This is a genomic window from Neobacillus sp. PS3-12, assembly GCF_030915385.1.
GTDB lineage: Bacteria > Bacillota > Bacilli > Bacillales > Cytobacillaceae > JAEVLT01.
Genome location: NZ_CP133268.1, coordinates 4,894,754 through 4,916,771, shown reverse-complemented (window position 1 = coordinate 4,916,771; position 22,018 = coordinate 4,894,754). Strand labels below are relative to the sequence as shown.

At 37.9% G+C, this 22,018-nt stretch carries 25 protein-coding genes; 7 read left to right on the top strand and 18 right to left on the bottom strand.

All coding sequences use genetic code 11. The features are described 5' to 3' along the window. Positions 1-239 precede the first annotated feature (239 nt). The 5 genes from RCG17_RS24735 to RCG17_RS24715 form a co-directional block, all read right to left on the bottom strand. A complete protein-coding gene (locus tag RCG17_RS24735; protein WP_308175946.1) occupies positions 240-947 on the bottom strand; it encodes a M48 family metallopeptidase in 708 nt (235 codons plus the stop codon). 6 nt (positions 948-953) lie between these two features. Then, positions 954-1,448 (bottom strand): YehS family protein, encoded by a 495-nt coding sequence (locus RCG17_RS24730; protein ID WP_308172670.1) that lies wholly within the window; start codon positions 1,446-1,448, stop codon positions 954-956. Positions 1,449-1,667: 219 nt separating this feature from the next. Further along, positions 1,668-2,432 carry a malonate transporter subunit MadM gene (gene madM, locus RCG17_RS24725; protein WP_308172669.1) on the bottom strand — a complete coding sequence of 255 codons (765 nt, stop codon included), beginning with the start codon at positions 2,430-2,432 and terminating at the stop codon, positions 1,668-1,670. A gap of 25 nt (positions 2,433-2,457) precedes the next feature. After that, the gene (gene madL, locus RCG17_RS24720; RefSeq protein WP_308172668.1) at positions 2,458-2,862 is read right to left on the bottom strand and encodes a malonate transporter subunit MadL; all 405 of its coding nucleotides are present in this window, start codon (positions 2,860-2,862) and stop codon (positions 2,458-2,460) included. Between the two features lie 173 nt (positions 2,863-3,035). After that, a complete protein-coding gene (locus RCG17_RS24715) occupies positions 3,036-3,803 on the bottom strand; it encodes an enoyl-CoA hydratase/isomerase family protein (RefSeq protein ID WP_308172667.1) in 768 nt (255 codons plus the stop codon). Positions 3,804-4,227: 424 nt separating this feature from the next. Here RCG17_RS24715 and RCG17_RS24710 point away from each other — a divergent pair, with 424 nt between their 5' ends. Then, positions 4,228-5,433: a CaiB/BaiF CoA transferase family protein gene (locus RCG17_RS24710; RefSeq protein WP_308172666.1), complete on the top strand. Its 1,206-nt coding sequence runs from the start codon at positions 4,228-4,230 to the stop codon at positions 5,431-5,433. Between the two features lie 381 nt (positions 5,434-5,814). On the opposite strand, the gene RCG17_RS24705 is transcribed toward RCG17_RS24710, so the two are convergent. Further along, positions 5,815-6,465, bottom strand: a complete 651-nt coding sequence (locus RCG17_RS24705; protein ID WP_308172665.1) for a GntR family transcriptional regulator — start codon at positions 6,463-6,465, stop codon at positions 5,815-5,817. A 244-nt stretch (positions 6,466-6,709) separates the two neighbouring features. Here RCG17_RS24705 and RCG17_RS24700 point away from each other — a divergent pair, with 244 nt between their 5' ends. Further along, positions 6,710-8,125 carry a PQQ-dependent sugar dehydrogenase gene (locus RCG17_RS24700; RefSeq protein ID WP_308172664.1) on the top strand — a complete coding sequence of 472 codons (1,416 nt, stop codon included), beginning with the start codon at positions 6,710-6,712 and terminating at the stop codon, positions 8,123-8,125. Positions 8,126-8,147: 22 nt separating this feature from the next. Here RCG17_RS24700 and RCG17_RS24695 read toward each other — a convergent pair whose 3' ends face one another. The 9 genes from RCG17_RS24695 to RCG17_RS24655 all read right to left on the bottom strand — a co-directional run bounded on the left by RCG17_RS24695 (position 8,148) and on the right by RCG17_RS24655 (position 16,038). Next, entirely contained in the window at positions 8,148-8,549 is a 402-nt protein-coding gene (locus RCG17_RS24695) for a C40 family peptidase (protein WP_308172663.1), read from the bottom strand. Between the two features lie 123 nt (positions 8,550-8,672). After that, positions 8,673-9,473: an XdhC family protein gene (locus RCG17_RS24690; protein WP_308172662.1), complete on the bottom strand. Its 801-nt coding sequence runs from the start codon at positions 9,471-9,473 to the stop codon at positions 8,673-8,675. A 27-nt stretch (positions 9,474-9,500) separates the two neighbouring features. Continuing rightward, positions 9,501-10,370 carry an FAD binding domain-containing protein gene (locus RCG17_RS24685; protein WP_308172661.1) on the bottom strand — a complete coding sequence of 290 codons (870 nt, stop codon included), beginning with the start codon at positions 10,368-10,370 and terminating at the stop codon, positions 9,501-9,503. Beyond that, entirely contained in the window at positions 10,355-10,831 is a 477-nt protein-coding gene (locus RCG17_RS24680; protein WP_308172660.1) for a (2Fe-2S)-binding protein, read from the bottom strand. The genes RCG17_RS24685 and RCG17_RS24680 overlap by 16 nt, the downstream gene beginning before the upstream one ends. Then, positions 10,828-12,990, bottom strand: coding sequence for a xanthine dehydrogenase family protein molybdopterin-binding subunit (locus RCG17_RS24675; protein WP_308172659.1), 2,163 nt, complete (start codon positions 12,988-12,990; stop codon positions 10,828-10,830). Before RCG17_RS24675 ends, RCG17_RS24680 begins: the two co-directional genes overlap by 4 nt. Positions 12,991-13,192: 202 nt before the next feature. Further along, positions 13,193-13,348 carry a type II toxin-antitoxin system antitoxin gene (locus RCG17_RS24670; protein ID WP_308172658.1) on the bottom strand — a complete coding sequence of 52 codons (156 nt, stop codon included), beginning with the start codon at positions 13,346-13,348 and terminating at the stop codon, positions 13,193-13,195. Between the two features lie 13 nt (positions 13,349-13,361). Then, the gene (locus RCG17_RS24665; RefSeq protein WP_308172657.1) at positions 13,362-14,225 is read right to left on the bottom strand and encodes an SPFH domain-containing protein; all 864 of its coding nucleotides are present in this window, start codon (positions 14,223-14,225) and stop codon (positions 13,362-13,364) included. Positions 14,226-14,423: 198 nt separating this feature from the next. After that, positions 14,424-15,338 carry a VOC family protein gene (locus RCG17_RS24660; RefSeq protein ID WP_308172656.1) on the bottom strand — a complete coding sequence of 305 codons (915 nt, stop codon included), beginning with the start codon at positions 15,336-15,338 and terminating at the stop codon, positions 14,424-14,426. A 139-nt stretch (positions 15,339-15,477) separates the two neighbouring features. Continuing rightward, complete coding sequence (locus RCG17_RS24655) at positions 15,478-16,038, bottom strand: maltose acetyltransferase domain-containing protein (protein ID WP_308172655.1); 561 nt, start codon at positions 16,036-16,038, stop codon at positions 15,478-15,480. 226 nt (positions 16,039-16,264) lie between these two features. On the opposite strand from RCG17_RS24655, the gene RCG17_RS24650 reads away from it, so the two are divergent. The 3 genes from RCG17_RS24650 (at position 16,265) to RCG17_RS24640 (ending at position 18,594) form a co-directional block, all read left to right on the top strand. Then, positions 16,265-17,167: an oxidoreductase gene (locus RCG17_RS24650; RefSeq protein ID WP_308172654.1), complete on the top strand. Its 903-nt coding sequence runs from the start codon at positions 16,265-16,267 to the stop codon at positions 17,165-17,167. A 152-nt stretch (positions 17,168-17,319) separates the two neighbouring features. After that, positions 17,320-17,580, top strand: coding sequence for a hypothetical protein (locus RCG17_RS24645; protein WP_308172653.1), 261 nt, complete (start codon positions 17,320-17,322; stop codon positions 17,578-17,580). A gap of 216 nt (positions 17,581-17,796) precedes the next feature. Then, entirely contained in the window at positions 17,797-18,594 is a 798-nt protein-coding gene (locus RCG17_RS24640) for an HAD family hydrolase (RefSeq protein WP_308172652.1), read from the top strand. Positions 18,595-18,663: 69 nt separating this feature from the next. On the opposite strand, the gene RCG17_RS24635 is transcribed toward RCG17_RS24640, so the two are convergent. Genes RCG17_RS24635 through RCG17_RS24625 form a run of 3 tightly spaced genes read right to left on the bottom strand, consistent with a single transcriptional unit; the run spans position 18,664 to position 20,538 of the window. Then, entirely contained in the window at positions 18,664-19,308 is a 645-nt protein-coding gene (locus RCG17_RS24635) for an SdpI family protein (protein WP_308172651.1), read from the bottom strand. Next, positions 19,295-19,570 (bottom strand): autorepressor SdpR family transcription factor, encoded by a 276-nt coding sequence (locus RCG17_RS24630; RefSeq protein WP_308172650.1) that lies wholly within the window; start codon positions 19,568-19,570, stop codon positions 19,295-19,297. Before RCG17_RS24630 ends, RCG17_RS24635 begins: the two co-directional genes overlap by 14 nt. Before the next feature lie 41 nt (positions 19,571-19,611). Further along, positions 19,612-20,538, bottom strand: coding sequence for an alpha/beta hydrolase family protein (locus tag RCG17_RS24625; protein ID WP_308172649.1), 927 nt, complete (start codon positions 20,536-20,538; stop codon positions 19,612-19,614). Positions 20,539-20,739: 201 nt separating this feature from the next. Between RCG17_RS24625 and RCG17_RS24620 the strand changes: the two genes are divergently transcribed. Then, positions 20,740-21,270 (top strand): CBO0543 family protein, encoded by a 531-nt coding sequence (locus tag RCG17_RS24620; RefSeq protein WP_308175945.1) that lies wholly within the window; start codon positions 20,740-20,742, stop codon positions 21,268-21,270. 213 nt (positions 21,271-21,483) lie between these two features. Beyond that, a complete protein-coding gene (locus tag RCG17_RS24615; RefSeq protein ID WP_308172648.1) occupies positions 21,484-21,936 on the top strand; it encodes an OsmC family protein in 453 nt (150 codons plus the stop codon). Positions 21,937-22,018 lie beyond the last annotated feature (82 nt).

Here is a 22,018-nt window from a genome sequence, read left to right as displayed (position 1 = left end):
TCCACTCTCTATAAAACTTATTTTTATCAGGCTTATTTGCCTTACATCATTATTATTCAAATTTAAGATATTGAAAAGATAATCTTTTCATGATGTTGTTTTCCTAAAAACAACATCGAGAAATGTGCATAACATCGTAGTCCCATTTTTTTGTGATAATTTAATCTTGAATGACAAAAAACCTCTCTTTCTTTTTTTTGAAAGAGAGGGTAGGTTCCCTAGTGATGATTAATGTTCTACTAAACTGTCATTTTCCAATTTGATAAAGCCAGCCAGTTTTCCTTTTCCTTATAATCGGGCATTATTTTTCCAACAAGCCTCCAAAAGGAGCGGTCATGGTTCAGATGGACCATATGACACATTTCATGAACAACGACATAGTCGACAACTTCACGTGGTGCCATGGCCAGCCTCCAATTAAATGTTAACTGCTGCCTTGAATCACAAGTTCCCCAAGTAGTTTTACTATCCGAGATGAGAATAGAACGTGGTTTTGTTTTAAAATAGCTTTTATAGGTATCAATACTCTTCACTACTAGCGCTTTGCACTGCTGATAATAAAAACGTTTCAGAGCTTGTCTTATCTTTTCATCCTCAAGCTTTTTCACATAAATTTGTAACGTATCTCCCTCAAACACCACATAGTCCTGCCCAATGGTTTTATCTTGAAAAATCTGGATGGGATAGGTTTTTCCCAAATATAGAAAGTTTTCCCCATCCCCATAGAGCTTTTTCTGCGGCCCATGCAGCCTATCCTTCATTTCTTTTAATTTTTGCTGAATCAGATCCCATTTTTCCTCTAGTAAATGAAGCACTTTTTCATCAGGTGTCCCTTTCGGAGCCTGAACTTCCAGATTTCCATAGCTATCTATTGTCATTCCTACAGAGGTTCGGTTCTTGTACTTGATTTCAAAACGAATTGTCTCACCTAAGTAAGTATGTATCATCATGCATTATCCCCTGTATTTTATAGCAAGTCCCTTTAAAAAATTCCTGGCGAATTTATCTCCACATTCTTTATAATTCTTCTGCCCTTCTTTTCTTAAGATAGCTCCGAGTTCTCCTTTAGAAACCCTGATTCCTGCCATTTCAAATATCTCCAGCATATCCTCCGTTGTTAATGCTAGCGCAATTTTAACTTTCTTTAACAAGAGATTATTCACGTTTGCGCTTTTCTGTGTAACCTGTTCTGGTGTTTGTGGCTGTCCTGGTTTGGGCTCTTGTTTTCCTCTTTTAAAGATAATAAATCCATTTAAAAATGAATCGAACATCCTGTTATTACATTTAATCTGATCATCATTTTCATCATCGTCATCTGATTTTGTCAGGATCTTTATCACTTCTGGCACAGTTACTTCCTCGCCGCCAAGTTTAAAGATCTCTGCCATTTCTTTGTTTTTTATTTCCAAAGCATATCGCAATCGAATTAATATATCGTTATTGTCCATCCAAAGGCCTCCTATTTAAAAAACATACTATATCAAAATGTACAGCTTTCTTTCAATCTTCGCAACTACTCCGAATGGTCATTTTGAGGAAATCACAGCAAAACACGATGCCCAAAAGAATCAAAAACAAAAAAGAGCAACCGGTTTAATTCGGCTGCTTTCTTTGTTTTTGATTCCCTTTTGCAACGTAAAACGAAAACTGTTGTTGAGTTTGTCTAATCATCCAAATATCAGCTTTGTTGCAATGAACAATATTGATGGACATAATAAACATCCTACACCTGTATGAAAAGTAGCTCCCATTGCACCATATGGCACCAATCTAGGATTTGTTGCAGCCAATCCACCAGCAACTCCGCTTGCAGTTCCCATAGCTCCGCCAAAAATTACGGCAGTTCTAGGATTGGTAAGGCCCACTGCCTTAGCCACATACGGTGTCGAAATCATTACACAAATGGATTTGATTACCCCCGCAGCAATACTCAGAGCCATCACCGTTGAATTTGCACCGATTGCCGCACCTGTTACTGGCCCAACGATATAAGTGATTGCACCCGCTCCAATAGTTGTTAAACTAACTGGATCCCTGTAACCGAAGGAATAAGCTACTACCACGCCAATAACAAAAGGAACCACAGTCCCGACTAAAATAGAAACGACACCAATTAAGCCAACTTTTTTTAATTCTTCAAATTTTGCTCCAAAAACAGTGGCAACAATGGCAAAGTCACGCAACATGCCTCCACCCATTAGGCCAATTCCCGAGAACATTTGAATATCGGCAAGACCCTTTTGTCCACCAGTATGTAACCCGCCAAAATATGCAAGAATTAAGCCGATTAAAATCGCAATAGCCGATCCATGTACTCTACCTTTCGTAAATTTGACTGAGACAAAATGAGAAATATACATGGTAATACCAATAACTGCAAATGCTGTAATAAGACCGTTATTCTTTATCGAATTAAGAATGACTTCAATCATTAAATTTCCCCCTATTATTCTGCTTTTAACTTATTTTAGGTTCTGTTTCCATTTCTTCAAATTCATCATTAGCATCCTTATTCCCTACCTTAGCTAAAAGTGGAATAATTAAAAACATAACGATTACCGTAATAACTCCCGCAAGCAAGGCGATTGGCCCGCCTTTTATCGCTGCCATTACGTTTTGCTGTGCAGCCATTGCGACAACAATTGGGATATACATAGCCCCCCAGAATTTCAAGCCCTCCTGTGTCTTGATCTCTAACTTTCCTTTCTTCGTTAAGTATTCAATAAGTATAAGCAACAGGAAAATAGAAATCCCTACACCACCGACATTCGCCTTAACCCCTATTACCTTTCCTAACATATCTCCCAATATTTGACCTACTAAAAAGGCAAAAGATAATAACCCTACACCGTAAATGACCAAGAAATCATTCCTCCTCTTAAAATATCTTTCTTATTTAATAATAAATATTAGCATTGCTAGAAATTCTAAATTGTAAGCGCATTCTAATTTCTGGAAAAAAATTGATCTTACTATTGCCATTTGTTTTATGCTCTAATCCATTTCCTTTGAAAACTTGAATTTTCCTTTTCGGTTCATTGGAATAAAGGTTTCCTTTTCTCCGCAAAAGCCCTTGTTCCCTCTGGAAAATCAATTGGGTCTACGAAATGCCAAGGAATATCTTCTCTCCATTCGCAAAGATCCACTGCCTCTTTTACAGCCAACAGCGAAGCTTTCGATTGATTCATAATCACGCCTGCTTTCTTAATGACCACTTGATCTAATTCAGATGGGTCAACTAGCTCATTAAGCAACCCTAATTGGTAAGACTCTCCAGCTGTAAATATTTTTCCTGTAAAAACAAGTTCTTTACCACGGCTTGGCCCAATTAATCTTACAATTCTGCGCATAAAGGATGGTCCTACAGTAATGCCAAGGCGGCCTACTGGGATTCCCATTTTAGCATTATACGTTCCTATTCTTAGGTCACAGGCAAGTGATAAGATAAATCCAGCTCCCATTGCGGGCCCATCAATTGCTGCTAATACTGGAATAGGAAGGCTCTCTAATGTAGATATCGCTTCTTCCATATTCAAGAAAGCATTTTGTGCCTCGGTAAGAGACATTTGGCTAAATTCTTTAATGTCAGAACCAGCTGTAAATTGATTCGCTGTCCCTCTTAAGACAAGAACCTTTATTTTACTCGACTCTTTCACCTTATTAAAAATTACGGTTAATTCCTTCCACATTGATGCGGTCAACGCATTCCTGGAACCAGGTCTATTCATGGTTACAATTCCAATTTTTGAGGTCTGTTGAAAGGTGATCTTCCCATCCTCCACTCTCTTTACTAAAACCAGCATTACTACATTCCCCCCTAATAGTAGATTTTTGTTTTCTCTTTAAGATTCAATTCGACAATTGTTTTTTTCCAAGAAACTAATTTGGATATGATAGTGATAGCTAAAGGAGACTTACTTCAGTTAATTAATTATTGAATGATAACTATTCGGCACCTTTGTGGATTGTCGACAAAAACAGATTATCATAATTTTTAGAAAAGTACAATATTTTTAAATTATTTATTTTTTTATTTAATTTAAAATGTTCATAAACGATGCCAGGCCTACATAAACCAGGTTTCTATCATATCGATATTTTTAAAATTAATAAATATTTCGAAAAATAATTGACAGATAAAAGATAATCATTTTATAATTCAGATAAATTTTAAGATTATAAATTGTCGACAATCGACTTTTTTGTAACTATAAGGAGGATTTTTTTATGAAACCGCTTCAAGGTGTAAAAGTAATTGATTTAACTCGTATATTAAGTGGACCATACTGCACCATGCTTTTAGCTGATATGGGAGCAGATGTAGTAAAGATTGAACCGCCTCAGGGAGATGATACACGCACATGGGGACCTCCTTTCATCGAGACGGAAAGTGCATATTTTCTTAGTGTGAATCGAAATAAAAAGAGCTTTGTCCTGAACTTAAAAACGGACGAAGGTAAAAAGATCCTCTTAGATCTTGTAAAATCTGCCGACATTGTAGTCGAAAACTTCCGTCCTGGTACCATGAAAAAATTAGGAATTGACTATGAAGTATTAAAAGAGGTTAACGAACGTATTATTCTTGCCTCTATTTTCGGCTTCGGTCAAAGCGGTCCATATGCGATGCGACCTGGATATGATGTTATTGCTCAAGGAATGGGCGGATTAATGTCCGTTACAGGTGAACCTGGCCGCCCTCCCGTTAAAGGAGGCTTTTCACTCGCAGATGTTGGTACTGGTATGTGGGCTCTTACCGGTATTCTCTTGGCTCTCCAGGCAAGAAACCTGACCAATAAGGGACAATGGGTAGATGCCAATCTATTAGATACAATGGTCTCTTGGCAGACCTACTTCGCCGGAAACTACTTTGCCACAGGGAAAAATCCAAAGCCATTAGGAGGGGCCCATCCAAACATTTGCCCATATCAAGTATTTGAAGCAAATGACGGATACTTCAACATCGCTGTTGGGAATGACTCTCTATGGAAAAAGTTCTGTCAAGTCCTTAACCTAGATATAGCGAATGATCCAAAGTTTGCAACCAATCCACTTCGAGTAGAAAACAGAGATGAATTGATTCCAATCCTGGAGAGCATCTTTAAAACCGAGTCCTTTAAGCATTGGGTAGACCTACTGGATCAAGCTGGTATTCCTGCCGGCCCTGTTTATGAGTTATCTGACTTATTTGTTGATCCCCATATTATCGAACGGGAAATGATAACGACAATGGAGCATCCATCCTTTGGTGAAATTAAACAAGTTGGTATCCCTATTAAACTCTCTGAAACACCAGGTGAGTTAGTTTCCCCTCCTCCATTGTTGGGGCAGCATACTTATGAAATTTTACAAGACTTAGGATACAATGATGATGAGATCCATGAACTTTATGAAAAAGGAGTAACCGTCGGAGAAGTTGTTAAACAGCATGTATAAAAGGTCGACAATCGACAAAAAGCCACCTTATTTTAGGTGGCTTTTTTATTTTTCTACACTTATTTAAACCAATAGGAACCTTCTTTTAAGAAAGTTCCTTGCCATTGGAAAGTTTTCACTATGATAAATTACGTTTGGTGTGGAAAGTTTATTAGGTACGAATTATTGTGAGGTGTTTTAACAAGTTGTCTATTAATACGATAAATAGATGGACCAAAGTTTTACAAGTATTTTTACCACAAAAGATATACTTTGTCCTCTAAGGTTTACGTTCCAATTTTGCATACTGCTCCGAATAGCATTGTGGAATAGCTCCATTTTCGTGTAAAGATTAGTATTCTTCAAGACGAAAGTGTATCCAATGAAAAAATGAGCGAATAGCTACATAGATTCTTTGACACGGGGGAAAACATCTTTATTATGTAAATCCAATAAAGTTTTTGCTTGACTCATCTGGCCTTGTGCTAAATAATTTACGATCTGTTTGTGTTCAACCAGTGATTTTTCAATAGCATCTTGTTTCATAAATGAAATGGTTTGTAAAGACATTAATGGGCTGGCTAACCTGTAATAGGCATTTTGAATAACCTCACTGCGGCTGGCTAAAATCAATTGCAAATGAAATTCATAATTTAATTTGGCATATTGGTTTAAATCAATATCCTTGTTATCCATCTCGTTAATGAATTCCCTCATTTTCTGTAAACACAATTCCATATCACTTTGGTCAATCCGCTCTATAGCTAGTTGTTCGAGGAAATTCCGAATTTCCAATACATCTCGCATTTCCTCTGCAGTAAAATCTTTGACAACTGTTCCTTTCCTTGGTATTTTTTGCACATACCCTTCAATGTTTAATAAGTAAAAGGCTTCACGGACAGGTGCCCGACTGGTTCCAAATTGTTCGGAGTATTTTGTTTCTACTAATTTATCACCAACCTTAATCTCACCTCTCATGATTTCATCTATTATTCTTTGTTTAATGATGTTTGGAAGTGCATATTCATCAAGCATGTTTTTCTTCTTGTCCATATACCTATCCCCCCCCCAACATTTTCGTTTTTGAAAACTATAATTCTATTTACATTATAACAATATTTTCACTTAAACGGAATGAGCGTAAAGGCAAAAACAGTGTGGCCAAAAACGATACAGGGCACAAGGTACCTTCTTTTAGTGCTTTACCTTAACATTTCTCCCGCCCTATTTGGTACTAATAGAACCGCTCTAATCATATTCTTTTAAAAGAAAACAATAAGAGGGAGTGTAAAGTTAGTTGAAAAAAGTTAAAGTACGTTTACGACCTATTGTAAGTACGATAAATCTACCAACTGTTTTAAAAACAACTATACTTCCTGGTGACAAAATTGAAACACTATTTATTGCAACACAGGTTGGAGAGGTCTTCTACATAAAAAACGGAGGCTTGAGGACTTTTTTAGATATTCGCCCGCAAATCTTAAAACTTGGTGTTACTAGTGGTGGATATGATGAACGGGGATTGCTCGGGCTTGCGTTTCACCCTGAATTTTATTATAACGGTCGATTTTATCTTCATTATTCAGTAGCCGGAACACAAGGTCCAGGTGCTCTATCTGAACATTTCAAACCTAATCCTTGTGATCCCAAAACCTTAAATCAGAGGTGGATCAATAGAGAAACGAAATACGATCATATTGATACAGTGGAAGAATGGATTTTACAATCAACTGGTCAGCCTCAAAAAAGACGGACATTACTTAACATAAGAAGGCCTTTTTTAAATCATAATGGTGTCAATAGCTTAAATTTTTCACCTGAAACAGGAAAACTTGTTTTAACAACCGGTGATGGCGGGGCAGGCTATGATCCCTTTAATTTAAGCCAGGATGATATGGAAATTGCAGGTAAAATCATTGAAATTGACATTACTAAGAATACATTTATCTCTCATCCACCTGTAGTCACACGTTTTAATGAACTTCCCGCAGCTATTCAAGAAACACTTTCGGTTATGGCCAAAGGAGTTCGAAACATGCCAGGAATTGCATTTCAAAGATTTTATAATCAGTATATGAAATATGTTGGAAACGTCGGACAGGATTTGGTAGAGTCGATTTTTTCATTTGTTCATTATAAACCAATACAGGTAACACAGCTTATTCAAGCTTTTAACATGAAATCTGAACATGCCCAAGAAGGAAATATTAACTTTGGCTGGCGAGGATGGGAAGGTATTTTCCCTACTTCGACTATAGGGGGCTGCACTAATAACTCGAGTTTAGAAGAGAAAACAATGGCTTATTACGATGAAGCAATTAACATTTCAGTAAAGCGTCTTCATCCTCTAACTAGTTATTTTCATAAAGATCCCCGTCCCTATAAGTTTGGGGGAACAGCACTAACAGGAGTGCAAGCCTATATGGGGAAGTCAATCCCGAATTTAACGGGAAGTGTGGTGTTTACCGATCTTGCCCGAGCTGATGAATCAGGTTCTCCGATTAGAGGTGTTTTAGCTTATACCAGGGTAAGAACAGATGGTAAACTAAGTGATTCTAGTGTGATTGAAACCGATGATATCTTTGGTTCTCAATCAGCTTATTATGTTAACTTGGGCACGAATCTGGATCAAACCAGACTATATTTAGGGGTTTATGGTTCGATGAAAGTGGCTGATTTGAACCAAGGTAGTGTTTTTGAAATTGTTCAATGAATCCCTATTGCATACACCCATGTTAGGGCTTACCAACCACTCTTTTAGCACCAATGAAGGATTGCTTCCAATGCGAGTTTAATTCTGAAATCATCACTTTTTTTCCCTGTCTGTAGGTATGGAGGATCCGACCTTGTCCAATATAAATGGCAACATGTCCAATTCTTGATAGCCCTAGCCTAATTTTTCGGGATTTTGTAGTAAAAAATAGTAAATCGCCTTTCTTGATCTTCTTAAAAGAAATCGGAACCCCTACTATAAATTGCTGCCGAGAGTTTCTAGGAAGAAGAATTCCGTTAACTCTAAAAATATACTGGATAAATGAACTGCAATCGAATGTATCAGTTTGATATGTTAGTGAGTTAAACAAATACGGGGTTCCTAAATATTGTAAACCAGTTGAAATAATTTGCTGAGCAAACATGGCAACCCTCTCTTTATTTTTTTACTATATTACATGTAATGAGGGTTTTGTTTGATTGGACAAAACTATTAAAAAACATAATAAAGGTAGAAGTCTTCTTGATGTGAAGACTTCTACCTTTATTTATAAGGACCTATTTATTTGTTTCACTTTTATTGGCCTTTTTTCTCTGCTTACTTTGATGATTTCTCCGATAATACTGATTGCAATTTCTTCCGTTGTTTCCGAGCCAATCTCCAATCCAATCGGAGAATGAACCTGCTCCAATTGTTCTTCAATGACCCCTTCCCTTTTTAATGTTTCAAAAATGCTAATCACCTTGCGTTTGCTGGCTACCATCCCCACGTATGGACACGGAAATTGCAGGATTGTTTTTAAGGCAATATCGTCTCGATCTTTTGTGGCAATGGCCACATAAGACTTTTCATTTAGGTTTGCTGCAAGCAAAGCCTTATCGATTTCCTCGTTCACAAAAAGATTGGTCGCATTCGGGAAGCGTTCCTTTGTACAATAACCAATGCGGTCATCGACAATACAATATGGATATTCAAGAAAATCAGCGAGCTTTGCCATCGCATAGCTCAAATGACCGGCACCAACTAAAACAAGTTCAGGCCTGCTTTTATAAACCTCAATAAAGACTCGTAACGTGCCGCCACAATTCATCTGAATTCCGTCTTTTGCATGTTTATTCAATTTATATTCAACAATTTTCGATTGTCCATTTTGGATGGCCTTTACACTTTCTTCGATGATATAGTATTCCGCCAAGCCCCCTCCCACCGTCCCTTCAATCGTACCATCATGGTAGACAATCATTTTTCCGACATGACTGGGAGTCGAGCCCTTTGATTCAATAATCATAGCTAAGGCAAAGGTTTCGTTTTGACGCATCAGCATGGCCACTCTTTCCATCAGCAGCATGAATAGCTCTCCCCTTTTTTCGAAAAATTAATGTGATTGATATTGCTTCAAACATAGAAAATAACGTAATAGATTTAAAGCAACTGTTTTTCTATATCCTGCTGTGGAACGCTGGTCGTCGATCGGTTTAATGATTTTTTCATAGTCTGAGACAATTGAAGTGATATCTGCATCGGATAATGGGATTGGTTTTCCAATCAACTTCTTCTCAATATCGATCGAACGAACCATAGTAGGACCTACTGCCCCGAAAGCAACTCGAATGTCATCGATTCTTTCTTTGCTAATACGGATGTATCCCGCAAACGATACTTTGGCAATGGCATCCGCATTCCTGTTCCCTACTTTTTCAAAAACGATATGTGCACCACCTTCAAACACTGATGGTAAAATAATCTCAACCAGTATTTCATTTTGAAAACGCCCGACCCGTCGTGGACCTTGGATAAAATCGTTAATGGCAACGACACGATCGCCAACCACGGAGCGCAGCAGAAGCTTTGCATTGTATACGTATAACAACGGAAGTGTGTCACCGGCTGGAGACGCATTGCAAATATTTCCACCTAATGTTCCCCGATTTCTAATAGCTGGGGCAGCGATTGTTTTAATTGCCTTTTTTAAAGCTATAGGAATTAACGGATTATCAAGTAATTCACTATAGGTACAGCAGGCCCCGATGTGGAGATCTTTTTGATTTTGATATACCTGCTTTAATTCGAAAAGGTGATCAATAAACACAATTGGTTTAAGTATTTTGGGAGGTACCCCCCTTCGACTTTTGTGAAGAACCATAACATCAGTACCACCAGCTATGATTGCACAATCTTCTTTATTCAATTGGCTTAGGGTTTGTTCTAAACGGTCGAAACGATATGCGGTTATTTTCTCAGCCATAAGCCGTCACCTTTTTTAGCTGCCAAATTGATCGCATCTACAATCATGTTGTAGCCCGTACACCGACACAGATTTCCGGAAATGCCTTCGCGAATTTCAGCCTCTGAAGGATGAGGATTTTTAGATAACAAGGCCGCACTTGCCATGACCATTCCTGGAATGCAGTAACCGCATTGCACTCCACCGGCAATCGAATAGCTCTCATCTAAAATCTTAAATTGTTCCGTTTCCATTAAACCTTCTATCGTTTGAATTTCTGCGCCCTCAATTGAACCAATGGGAATCAAACAGCTGTTTTGCAGGAGATTATTCACAAAAACACTGCAGGCTCCGCACTCCCCTTCACCACAGCCTTCCTTTGTTCCGATTAACGCAAATTCATCTCTTAATAAATCTAGTAATCTTGCTGTGGCAGAGGCGTCCGTTTCTACCGTTCTTCCATTTAGTGTGAATTTAATCAACCTTCTTCACCATCTTTCATCCAAAGACGTTCAATAATGACTTCCGGTGTAATCGGAATTTGCTGAAAAGAGGTTTGTAGTGCATCCTCAATTGCAGCTTGGACGGCCGGTGCGCCGCCGATTAACGTCAACTCACCTGCACCCTTTGCCCCGTATGGGCCGTCAGCATAGGGGTTATCAAAGACCTTGCTTTCGATTTGGACTACGTCTAATGAAGTCGGCGGTCCATAATCCGATATGCTTTTTTGTTGGATTCTGCCTTGCTTTGACGTCATCTTTTCTAGATAACCGTACGCAAGGCCTTGCGCCAAACCACCGTCTATTTGACCTTTCATGATCCTTTCATCGATGACTTTGCCAACTTCATAATTACCGTATACTTTTTCCAACTTTACATTTCCAGTTAACGTATCAACTTCTACTTCAACGAAATTAACGCCCCATGAATATGCCGGGTAGGCGTCTCCAGTAAAGGTCAACTCATTCCAAGGAATCATTTCACGATGAACATAATTCTCTACTACTTCCTGTTCCACCCCTGGTTGCCACTGAACCTTCAGTTTTTTTGCGGCACGTTGAAGCAATTTTCCGACAATCATTGTTGTCCTCGACGCTACTGTAGGACCGGAGTCAGGAACCTCTTTTGTATCGGGATTTGGGTACAAAACTTTTTCGTACGGAAGGTCTAGTTCTTTGGCGACAATTTTACTTAGAGTGGTATAAATGCCTTGTCCCATATCAGAATTGGAGATTTTTAGCATAACCTTGTCATCCTTTGATTTGACAAGCTTTACCGTTGCCTTAATATGATCTCTTTCACCACTGCCTGTAAATCCACAGCCATGCAGAAACAGTGAAGTCCCGATTCCTTTTTTATAGCGCTGATTTTGTTGATTTAAACGCTGAAACTCCTCTTTTTTCTTTGAATATCGTGTCGTGTTGAGTAAATCTTCAATCATATCTTCCACTAATATGGGGTCTCGGAATTTACCTTTAGTAATTGTGGGGTCTCCTTGTTTGACGAGGTATTTTCGTTTATATTCAAGCGGGTCTAGTTTTGACAGTTTACTAAGATGCCCCATATGACTTTCGATTCCGGCAAAGCTTTGTGGAGCACCAAAACCTCTGAAAGCACCGTTCGGAACAGTATTGGTTTTTAGACAAAAGCCTTTTGCATGGAAATGAGGAATTTTATAAACACCAGCACAGTTTATTAAGGCACGCTGCAGCACGACATTGCTCAATCCTAAATTCGCTCCGCCATCGAGAAAGATATCAACACACATGCTTAAAATATTTCCTGCCTGATCTAGGGCCGTTCGATATTTGAGTTTCGCCGGATGCCTTTTCGTCGTAACCACTATATCTTCAGAACGGTCAAATACGAGCATCACCGATTTTTTAACTGCTCTTGCAGCAACGGCAACATGACAAGCCATCATCGAAGGGTAATCCTCTTTACCGCCAAAACCTCCGCCTGTAGGGCTTTGCACCACTCTGACTTCATCGTCACCACAGGCTAAAGCACTTAACAATGCATTTTTTATATAATAAAGACATTGCATCGACCCCTGGACAACAATTTCATCATCCTTATAAATGGCGAGCATTCCTTGTGGCTCAAGATAGACATGCTCCTGATAACCAGTGTCATATTCTTCTTCAATAATTCGATAGGCTTCCTGCTCGATCGCTGAAATATTTTCTAAGTTTTCTCCAAATTCATAGTTTGCCATAACTACTTCGGAGGATGATGTTTGTTTAATGGCTTCGTCCAATGTATAGATTGCCTGATGTTCCTCAAATTCTACCTTCACTTCATTCAGCAAACCGTAAAGAACATCGAGGTTTTTCCCAACGAGCATAAGAATCGGCTCACCAATATAATTGACCCATTCATTGGCAAAAATGGGCTGATCTTCTTTGATAATTTTGACATAATTGGGGCCGGGGATATGCTCTGCTCCAACTGCTTCATAGCCTTCTGGAAGGTTCGGCAATTGAATGGAAATGATTTTTCCATAGGCAATGGACGATCGAACCAAAACACCATAAATCATATTTTCCACTTTCACATCACTAATATAGGGCAACTGGCCCGATACTTTACCACTATGGTCTTTTTTGGGCACTGCAGTGCTTATGTCTCGTAGATTCATTGCAACAACACCCTTCGACTCATTTTTTTAAATGGAGAAAACCTCTTCCTAAAATTCTATAAATGAGAATGATATTTTATGATTCATTTTATGATTAAATGGGGGTTTTTAATTATTTTCGAGAAACTTTCCTTATTTATGGAAGAATTTTTGATAATGAATTAGGCACCTACTTCGTAAGCAGGTGCCTAATTTCAGATGTTTATTCTTTTTTTAGTCTTCCCGCTTTTTTTGCTGCCTCTTTTAAGATGACCTCGATTTGGGCATTCACACTTCGTAGTTCATCTTGCGCCCATTTTTCCAGAACTTCGTATAGTTTTGGATCGATCCGCAACGGAAATGCTTTTCGCTTATTCATTTATAACACAACCTTAATAGATACTTCCGGTATTGATAATTGGCTGTGTTCCTTTCTCGGAAACAATGGCAACCATTAAGTTATTCACCATCTGTGCCTTTTTCTCTTCATCCAGCTCGACAATTTCTTGTTCTTGAAGTTGATCGATCGCTGCTTTTACAAGCCCCACTGCCCCGTCGACAATCACTTTACGAGCAGATAAAACGGCATTTGCTTGCTGCCTTTGAAGCATGGCTGCGGCAATTTCTGAAGAATAGGCAAGATGCATAATCCGTGCTTCAATCACATCGACACCTGCAACACCTAGTCTCTTTTGTAAATCATGAACCAGAACATCTGCAATTTCATCACTATTTTGCCTAAGGGTTAGGGTGTTTTCACCCCCATTTTCGTACGAATCATAGGCATATCTGCTTGCAATATGACGAATCCCAGTTTCACTTTGGATTTGAATGAATTTTTCATAGTTTTCTACATCAAATAATGCTTTAGCTGAATCATTTACTTTATAAACCACTACTGCGGCGATTTCAATTGGATTTCCTTCTGAATCATTTACCTTTAGCCGTTCGCTCGTAAAATTCGTCACACGCAACGATATACTTCGTTTGAAGGTGAAAGGAATCGTTGCCCACAATCCCTGGTCACGAATGACACCCATATACGTACCAAAGAATGTTAATACTTTTGCTTGGTTTGGCTGCACAATGGTTAAACTTGTGGCAATAATTAGACCTAGAATGAATACGACAATCCCTCCAACTTTTCCTCCAACCGATAGGGAGTTGATGACTAAGAGAGCTCCACCTACAATACACCCAAGCGCAATGACAAGTGCTGCAAAACCATTCATTTTAAAAATTGATTTTTCCTTCATGGTAATCCCTCCATGATATAAAAGTGATATCACTACAATATCATCATAAGGCGATTGTTAAAAAAAGTAAACCAAATTTTTTGTTTATGGCTCTGTAATTTTTATGAAAGAAAAAGTGCCAGGCACCTCAAAAAGACAAATTTGAAAAAATGTCTTCTTTTGATGCCTAGCACTCATTCTCACTATACTTGACCTTACTTATCCTTTATAGGCATTCTGTAATTTCGCAAGATCAAATTTCTTCATTTTCATAAATGCTTTCGTGACGCGGGCAAGTTGCTCAGGTGTGCCCCTACTCATCATCTTATCCATTTCTCTTGGCACAATCTGCCAGGATATACCGAACTTATCTTTCAGCCATCCACATTGCTCTGCTTCAGGAACAGCAGAAAGATTCTCCCAAAAATAATCAATTTCTTCTTGTGTGTCGCAGTACACCATAAATGAGATTGCCTCGTTAAAACTGAATTTATGCTCGTGTGCACTATCCATTGCCGTAAACCACTGGTTTTCAAGCATAAAATCAGAGAACATGATTGTTCCTTCTTTATCAGGTTCCATGCCTTTAGGGTAGCGGGCGATCATTCCTTGCTTGGCGTTCTTAAATACGGATGTATAAAAGTTATTTGCCTCTTCAGCGTTACCACATTGATCACCAACAAACAAAAGTGACGGCAATATGGAAGGTCGCTCTTCACCTTCTGGATTGGTAAGGATTAACTGCCATGTCAAACCATACTTGTCCTGTATCCAGCCAAACCTTTCACTAAACGGATATTTATCTAGTGGCATTAACGCTATGCCGCCTTCAGACAATTTGTTCCAAACATCATCTATTTTTTCTCTTGCGTCTTTTTCTCTTGATGGATCAAAATTAACCGTGAAAGAAATCGACGGATTGATTTTGAAAAAAGGGCCTGCGCTAATTGCCTGAAACTGCTGCCCCCAAAGCTCAAAAGAGACGATATCGGAGTCACCTGAGGGTGTGTTGTGGATTGTAGTTACACCTAAAATTTTTGAGTCCGGGAATATGGAAGTGTAAAACTCGGCCGCTTCTTTTGCTTCCTTGTCATACCATAAATGTGGAACGATTTTTTGATTTTTCATTAACATCAATAACACCGCCATTTTTCATATTTCTTTTTATTAATTATACTTTCTTCTTATTAATTCTCCAAAGAAAGGGGAAAAGCCTTGTTAAGGGAAGAACTTCCCTTAACGTATGAGAATGGGCAATTAATTAGGCTTTCACCTATTCTTCGATTCGTTTGATTATTTTCGCAGGATTTCCACCCACTACAACATGATCTGGTACATCTTTTGTAACCACCGAACCCGAAGCGATGACAACTTTATTGCCTATATTAACCCCAGGATTAATAATGGCTCTCCCACCAATCCAGACATGATCACCAATTTTTACTGGCTTTCCATATTCTGCACCCGATACTCTTGTATTTGTATTTAGCGGATGTGTCGCTGTATAAATGTGAACTCCTGGTGCGATCAAGCAGTTATCACCTATTCGGATCTCACAAACATCTAGAAAGATACAATCAAAATTCGCATAGAAATTTTTGCCAACATGTATGTTGTAGCCATAGTCACAATGAAATGTCGGCTCTATGTATAAATTTTCCCCAGTGGAACCAAACAGTTCCTTTAACAACTCAGTTCTTTTGTTATCCTCCGTTTCGAGTGACTCATTAAATAATCTTGTCAGCCTTCTCGCATTCAATCTTTCTTTTCTTAATTCTGGATCGGCAGCATTATAAAGTTCACCCTTTAACATTTTTTCTTTTTCAGACTTCATTATTTTAAACTCCTCATTTTTCAGTCCTGTTGAAGATAAATACCATTATAATCCATCTGTATATTCAAGTCACTTTAACCAAAAACATTTCGGACATTTATCCAAAAACATCGTTTATTGCTATTGTTTGCTCTGTCTTTTTGGAAATGTTCATAGATTAATAAGTAAATTAGATTTCATTTCATGTATAATTAATCTACAAAATTTGTTGGAGGGTTACTATATTATGCTGGAACAGAATTTGACAGGTAAAAGAGTCGTGATTACCGGAGCAAATAGTGGGGTTGGCTATGAGGCCGCTAAGACTCTCGTTGAAAAAGGGGCTGAGGTCATTTTAGCTGTCCGAAACGAGCAAAAAGCGCTGGCTGCCAAAGAAACAATTTTAAAGGGAAGTCCAAAAGGTTCCGTTGTGGTAATGGGACTTAATTTGGCTGATTTAAAAAGCGTAGGAGAATTTGCACAAAATTATAGCAGCCGTTTTCATTCATTAGATATATTAATCAATAACGCTGGTGTCATGATTCCACCCTACCAAACTACTAAAGATGGCTTTGAAATGCAATTTGGCACCAACCATCTAGGCCATTTTGCTTTAACGGGGTTATTGCTTCCGTTACTAAAGACAACACCCAATTCTCGTATTGTAACACTTAGTAGTCTTGCCCACAGAGGAGCAACGATCTTTTTTGACAACTTAGATGGCTCCAATGGCTACAAAGCGATGAAATTCTACGGTCAAAGCAAGCTTGCCAATTTATTATTTGCCAAAGAATTTGACAATCGATTAAAAGAACACGGTATTCTGGCAAAAAGTATAGCTTGCCACCCGGGCATTTCTTCCACAAACCTGTTCAAAGTAGGTAAAAAAGACGCTCCCGGGTATTTAAAAGTGTTAATGAATCTATTTTTACAGTCGGCTGAAATGGGAGCACTGCCGACAATCTACGCTGCAACAGAAACAAGCTTGAATGGCGGGGAATACATAGGTCCCGATGGAAGAGGAAACCGAAAAGGTAACCCTACGATTGAAACCCCAGCATCAGGTGTTTATAATGAGGAAACCATGAAAAAACTATGGGAAGTTTCTGAAAAGTTAACCGGAGTAGTCTACGATTTCACTAATGCCTGACATAAAAAGGTAGCTGACCAATTGTCAGCTCTTTTTTTATTGTAAAAAGGCTTTTCACTTTAGCCACCATTACTTTTCATAAAATTTTAACAGTTTTTTAAGAAATTTTGGGTTCTAAGAGCAATATATATAAGGAAAAAGGAGGTATAAAGATGGCTAAAGAATCAAATAAACTAACTTCAGAAGAAACACAAGAACCACTTCCAGATAATAATGAATCACTCAAAAATGAAATCAAAAGCGAGTTAAAGAAAGAATTTAGCCAATTCCGCCGAAAAAGAAAAAAACGTGTGATCTATTCTATATGTATCTTTGCTCTTGGATTGGTGATCGGGTTTGGCGGCGGTATGGCTACACACAACGAACATCACTTCAACCATGGGCATTTTCAAAAATGGAATCATACTCCTTAATCTATAAATTACTTATATAATTCATGGCCAACTCCTATAGAGAATAGTATGTAGCTCCACGGGATTGCGTGGGGCTTCATTTTATTCAGGTCCTCAAAATTAAAAGAAAGAAACCCTCATTTCCATTAAACTTCATTTAATCTATACACTAAGTTTACTAGAGATTCATATTCAAATGATATGATTGGTTTAACAACGAATGAGGAGGCAGGATAAATGAATGTGCGTGCAATATTTATTGATATGGATGGTACACTACTGAAAACCACAAACCACATTTCCAACCGAAATAAGAGAGCTATCTACAGACTCATTAATCAGGGAGTCCAGGTTTTTCTAGCCACTGGTCGACATTATGAAGTAACCGCTCCCTACCATAAAGAAATTGGATTACAAACTCCGATGATCTGTTTGAATGGTGCCGCTATTCACGATGCAGAGACAGGAAGAATAATCGAAATGAAAACCATCAAATTGAACGATGAACGATTTCACAATCTGACTGCTGAAAGTTCTCATAATGTTATGATCCACACTGCAGATGGGCTTTTTTGTAAGGAAACAAATGAAGAAATTGATTATTGGACAAAAGTTGGGCAAATTCCGCCACTGTATATTGGAGATTTAAGACAGGCAAATTATCAAGATGTTCTTAAATACAGTGTTCGAACAGGAGTACCAAGTCCGAAAATTTCCGCATTGTTTAAAAAAGAAACTGAAGTCATAGATTGGAATGACGGGTTTGAGTTGGTTGCTCCTAATGTTTCCAAATGGTCAGCTATAAAAAGCTTACTTACCGAATTTCGAATTAATCCAAGTGAAGCCGTAGCCATTGGAGACGGACCCAATGATATAGAAATGCTTCGTCAAGTCGGTACTGGAGTGGCAATGGGGAATGCGAGCGAAACAGTTAAAGCAGCAGCCGACTTTGTTACAGGACACCACGAAAGTGATGGATTAGCTGAGTTTATAGAACGGTATCTCCTTGAATCATATGATTCATATGCTATTTAATTTCCCCCCAAAAAAACACTCACAACTGCTGATTGAACAACATTTACGAGTGTTTTATCATTTTTAAAATTACTGATTGTGTTTTTCCCTTTTGAAAATCAAATAGGAATAAATCAGGATCAATGCAATTCCAATCGCCATTGCCCCGAGGAAAAGATACATTCCAATTGGGCCTATATAGAGAGAAGATAATGGTACAAGACCGATTACGACAAAAACATACCCGCCGAATCTATGTGTTTTTTTCCAAACATATTCTGATGCAAGCGTCCAAGGTGTCCGAATGCCGAAAAAATAGTTATGCCGAAGCTGGGTCATAAAATTTCCGAGAACGATGAAGAGAATTCCTATTAGAATCGGTACGACTTTTTGAAACTGTATATTATATCCAAGCGCACTAAACAGTCCTGTTATATTCAGAATGATGAGAAATAAGATAATGACAAAATTGATGATTGAAAAGGCGCTATCATGCTTTTTATAGGATTCCTTCTTTGGGTCAATCGATGGTAAAAAGTTTAAAAACAAGAACAAAACAAGTGGTAACGCACTCATTGTCAGTTGTTCCATTTTTGATCCATACCGATTTGGATCTCCAGTAATTCCCCAATGAACCGGAACTTTATCAGGCATATGTGGATAGACAGTAAGATTCACAATCAATGGAATGAAGGTAATAATCAGCGTTAGATAAAATAGTTTATTTTTTTTCATGAAGCCCCTCTCCCTTCTTGTCTAGTAACCATTTGATGACATCCTCCAGGACAGTGGAGTTTAAGGAGTATATAATAAATTGCCCTTTTTTTTCATCAATAACCAATCCAGCTGATTTTAAAATTTTCAAATGATTGCTAATCGATGGTTTGCTCATGTCAAATTGCTCTGCAATATCCCCAGCAGTTAAATCGTGCTCTTTTAACAAATCCAGAATCTTTCTTCGGGTCGGGTCGGCCAAAGCCTTAAAAACTTCATTCATTATATCCCCTTCTTCAGCATTTATAGAATTTCCCCTTCTTCTTAAACGGAAAGAATCCAGTCAGCAATGTCATAAATAACTTGTCGATCAATATGTTGGGCAACCTTATACTCTTTTTTCGCTTTAAGGATATCTCCATAAACAGAAGGCATAAGTAAATGATTCAAGTTCGGATAGAGTTTAAAGGTTACATTTGGCCGATCACCCAACAACTTTTTGTAACCATTAAAATCTTTTTCAATTGAAACTTGGAAATCTTTTTCTCCTTGTAAAATGAAAACTGGTTTATCCAATCCATTGAGATAATCAACAGATGGATGTTCACCCATTTCTTTAAGATAGTAGGCCCTGATGTATTTCCCCAATACTGGGGTTGATTTTGCTTCTTCATCACTTAAACGATAAATGTTGTCAAACTTAGATGATAAGGAAGCAATTTGTTTCTTTGCTATCATTTTCAAAAGTCGATTCAACGAGTTTAAAACTTGGTCATTTTGATCCATGATAAGTTCTTCTAACTTCCTTGGTGATCCCGCCATGATAATGATGCCGACAAAATCCCCACCTTCCGCATCAATTCTTGGAGCTAACATCCCGCCCATGCTGTGCCCAATTATAAATATTTTCGTTGCATCAATTCGCTCATCTTTCCGTAAGAAATCAGCAGCACGAATGGCATCTTCAATTGTCTCTACTTTAACCGATACTCCAGGATCATTTCTCATTTCCTTACCATATACAAATGTTCTCTTATCATAACGGATCACTGCAATTCCTTTTTCCGACAAACCTTCAGCAAGGTCTTTAAAAGGAGCATTTTCTCCAATTTTTTGATCCATGTCACTTGGACCTGAGCCATGAACCAAAACAACCGCAGGAGTTGGTCCATTCGTTTGATCGGGAATGGTTAGAATTCCATTAAGAGGATATTTTGTGCCTGCACCAATCACTATTTTTTCATCAGCCATTGTGATAACCTCTTTCCTTTTGTTATTTAGTTAATTATCTAAATATATAATAGCACACTATTCTATCCCTCAAAAGGATTTATGGAATACTTTTAAAAAATTTGCTTTTAGCCAATAAGTTGATAAATGGAGAATTCAATATATATTTACATGATTCAAGTGCTATAGGTAACACTAATAAAGGTGATTTGTTTGGAAAAAGTGCATATAACAACTAACATATACAAAGTTGTAGTCGCTAATAATTCAAATATGTTAGATTTATGGCTTCAACATATCGTTTTTTCTTGGCGTTGGTGGCTTCAGTTAGCACTAGCAATCATGCCTTGGATCATCTGGATAAAAATCAGGGATAAGAATAATACAGTAAGGTTATTATTTATCGGATTTATTATAATGTTAATAGCAAATACATTAGATATTATAGGTCTGTGTTATGGATTATGGTATTATGACTGGAAAGTTTTACCTTTCACTCCTGTTTATATTCCTTGGGATTTAACATTGGTCCCAGTTTCATTTATGTTATTAATGCAATATAAACAAAAAGTAAACAGATATATAAAATCGTTAGGTTTTTCCTTCATCATTTCATTTATAGTTGAACCGTTTTTTTCTTGGTTAAGTATTTATGAACCTTTAAAGTGGAAGTATTGGTATTCATTTATCAGCTATTTTGTTCTGTATCTAGCCATTGATAAAATATACAATTGTAAATTGTTTAAGAATTAGTAGTGATAAAAAAGGTTCACAACCACGACACCTATGCAAGTACCTTCATGAAAAATTGCATGGAGATGGCCTTCTTTCAGATCCTTCCCAATGACCCAATATTCAATAGGTATAAGGATTATTAACGCCCCTAAAGCATAGCTTTTTAGAAAGTTAACTGTTTTCGATATAATGAGTTGTACCTTAGTAGAAGAACACTTGGAGGAAACATAAATGGCAGAACATCATTTTCATTTAAAAGCTAACTGGCCCGGATTGAGAAATGATATAGGCACTATTGAAGCGGGAAATTTAGTCACTAAGATTTCCATTCCACCAGAAATGGACGGACCTGGTGTTGGAACCAACCCGGACGAAATGCTGCTTGGCGCAGCGGCCACCTGCTATATCATCACTTTGGCTGCCATGTTAGAGCGCAGCCATTTAGAGAAAGAACAGTTATCCATGGAATCAGAAGGAATTGTTGATGTAACGAAAGGTGTGTTTACTTATAAAAAGATCATCCATCGCCCGAAAATTGTACTAAAAGCAAACGCAATCGAAAAGGACGTTCAATTAGCAAAGGAACTTGCTGAAAAAGCTGAAGGCTCTTGTATGATTAGCCGTGCGATCCAGGGGAATGTAGAGATGGAATTACATGTAACCATTAACCTATCCTCAAAATAATAGCTGTGATATAAAAAGAGTCAGACAGCATAGAAAGACAAAAATGAAAAATGTCTTTTTATGGTGCCTGACGCTAAAATCA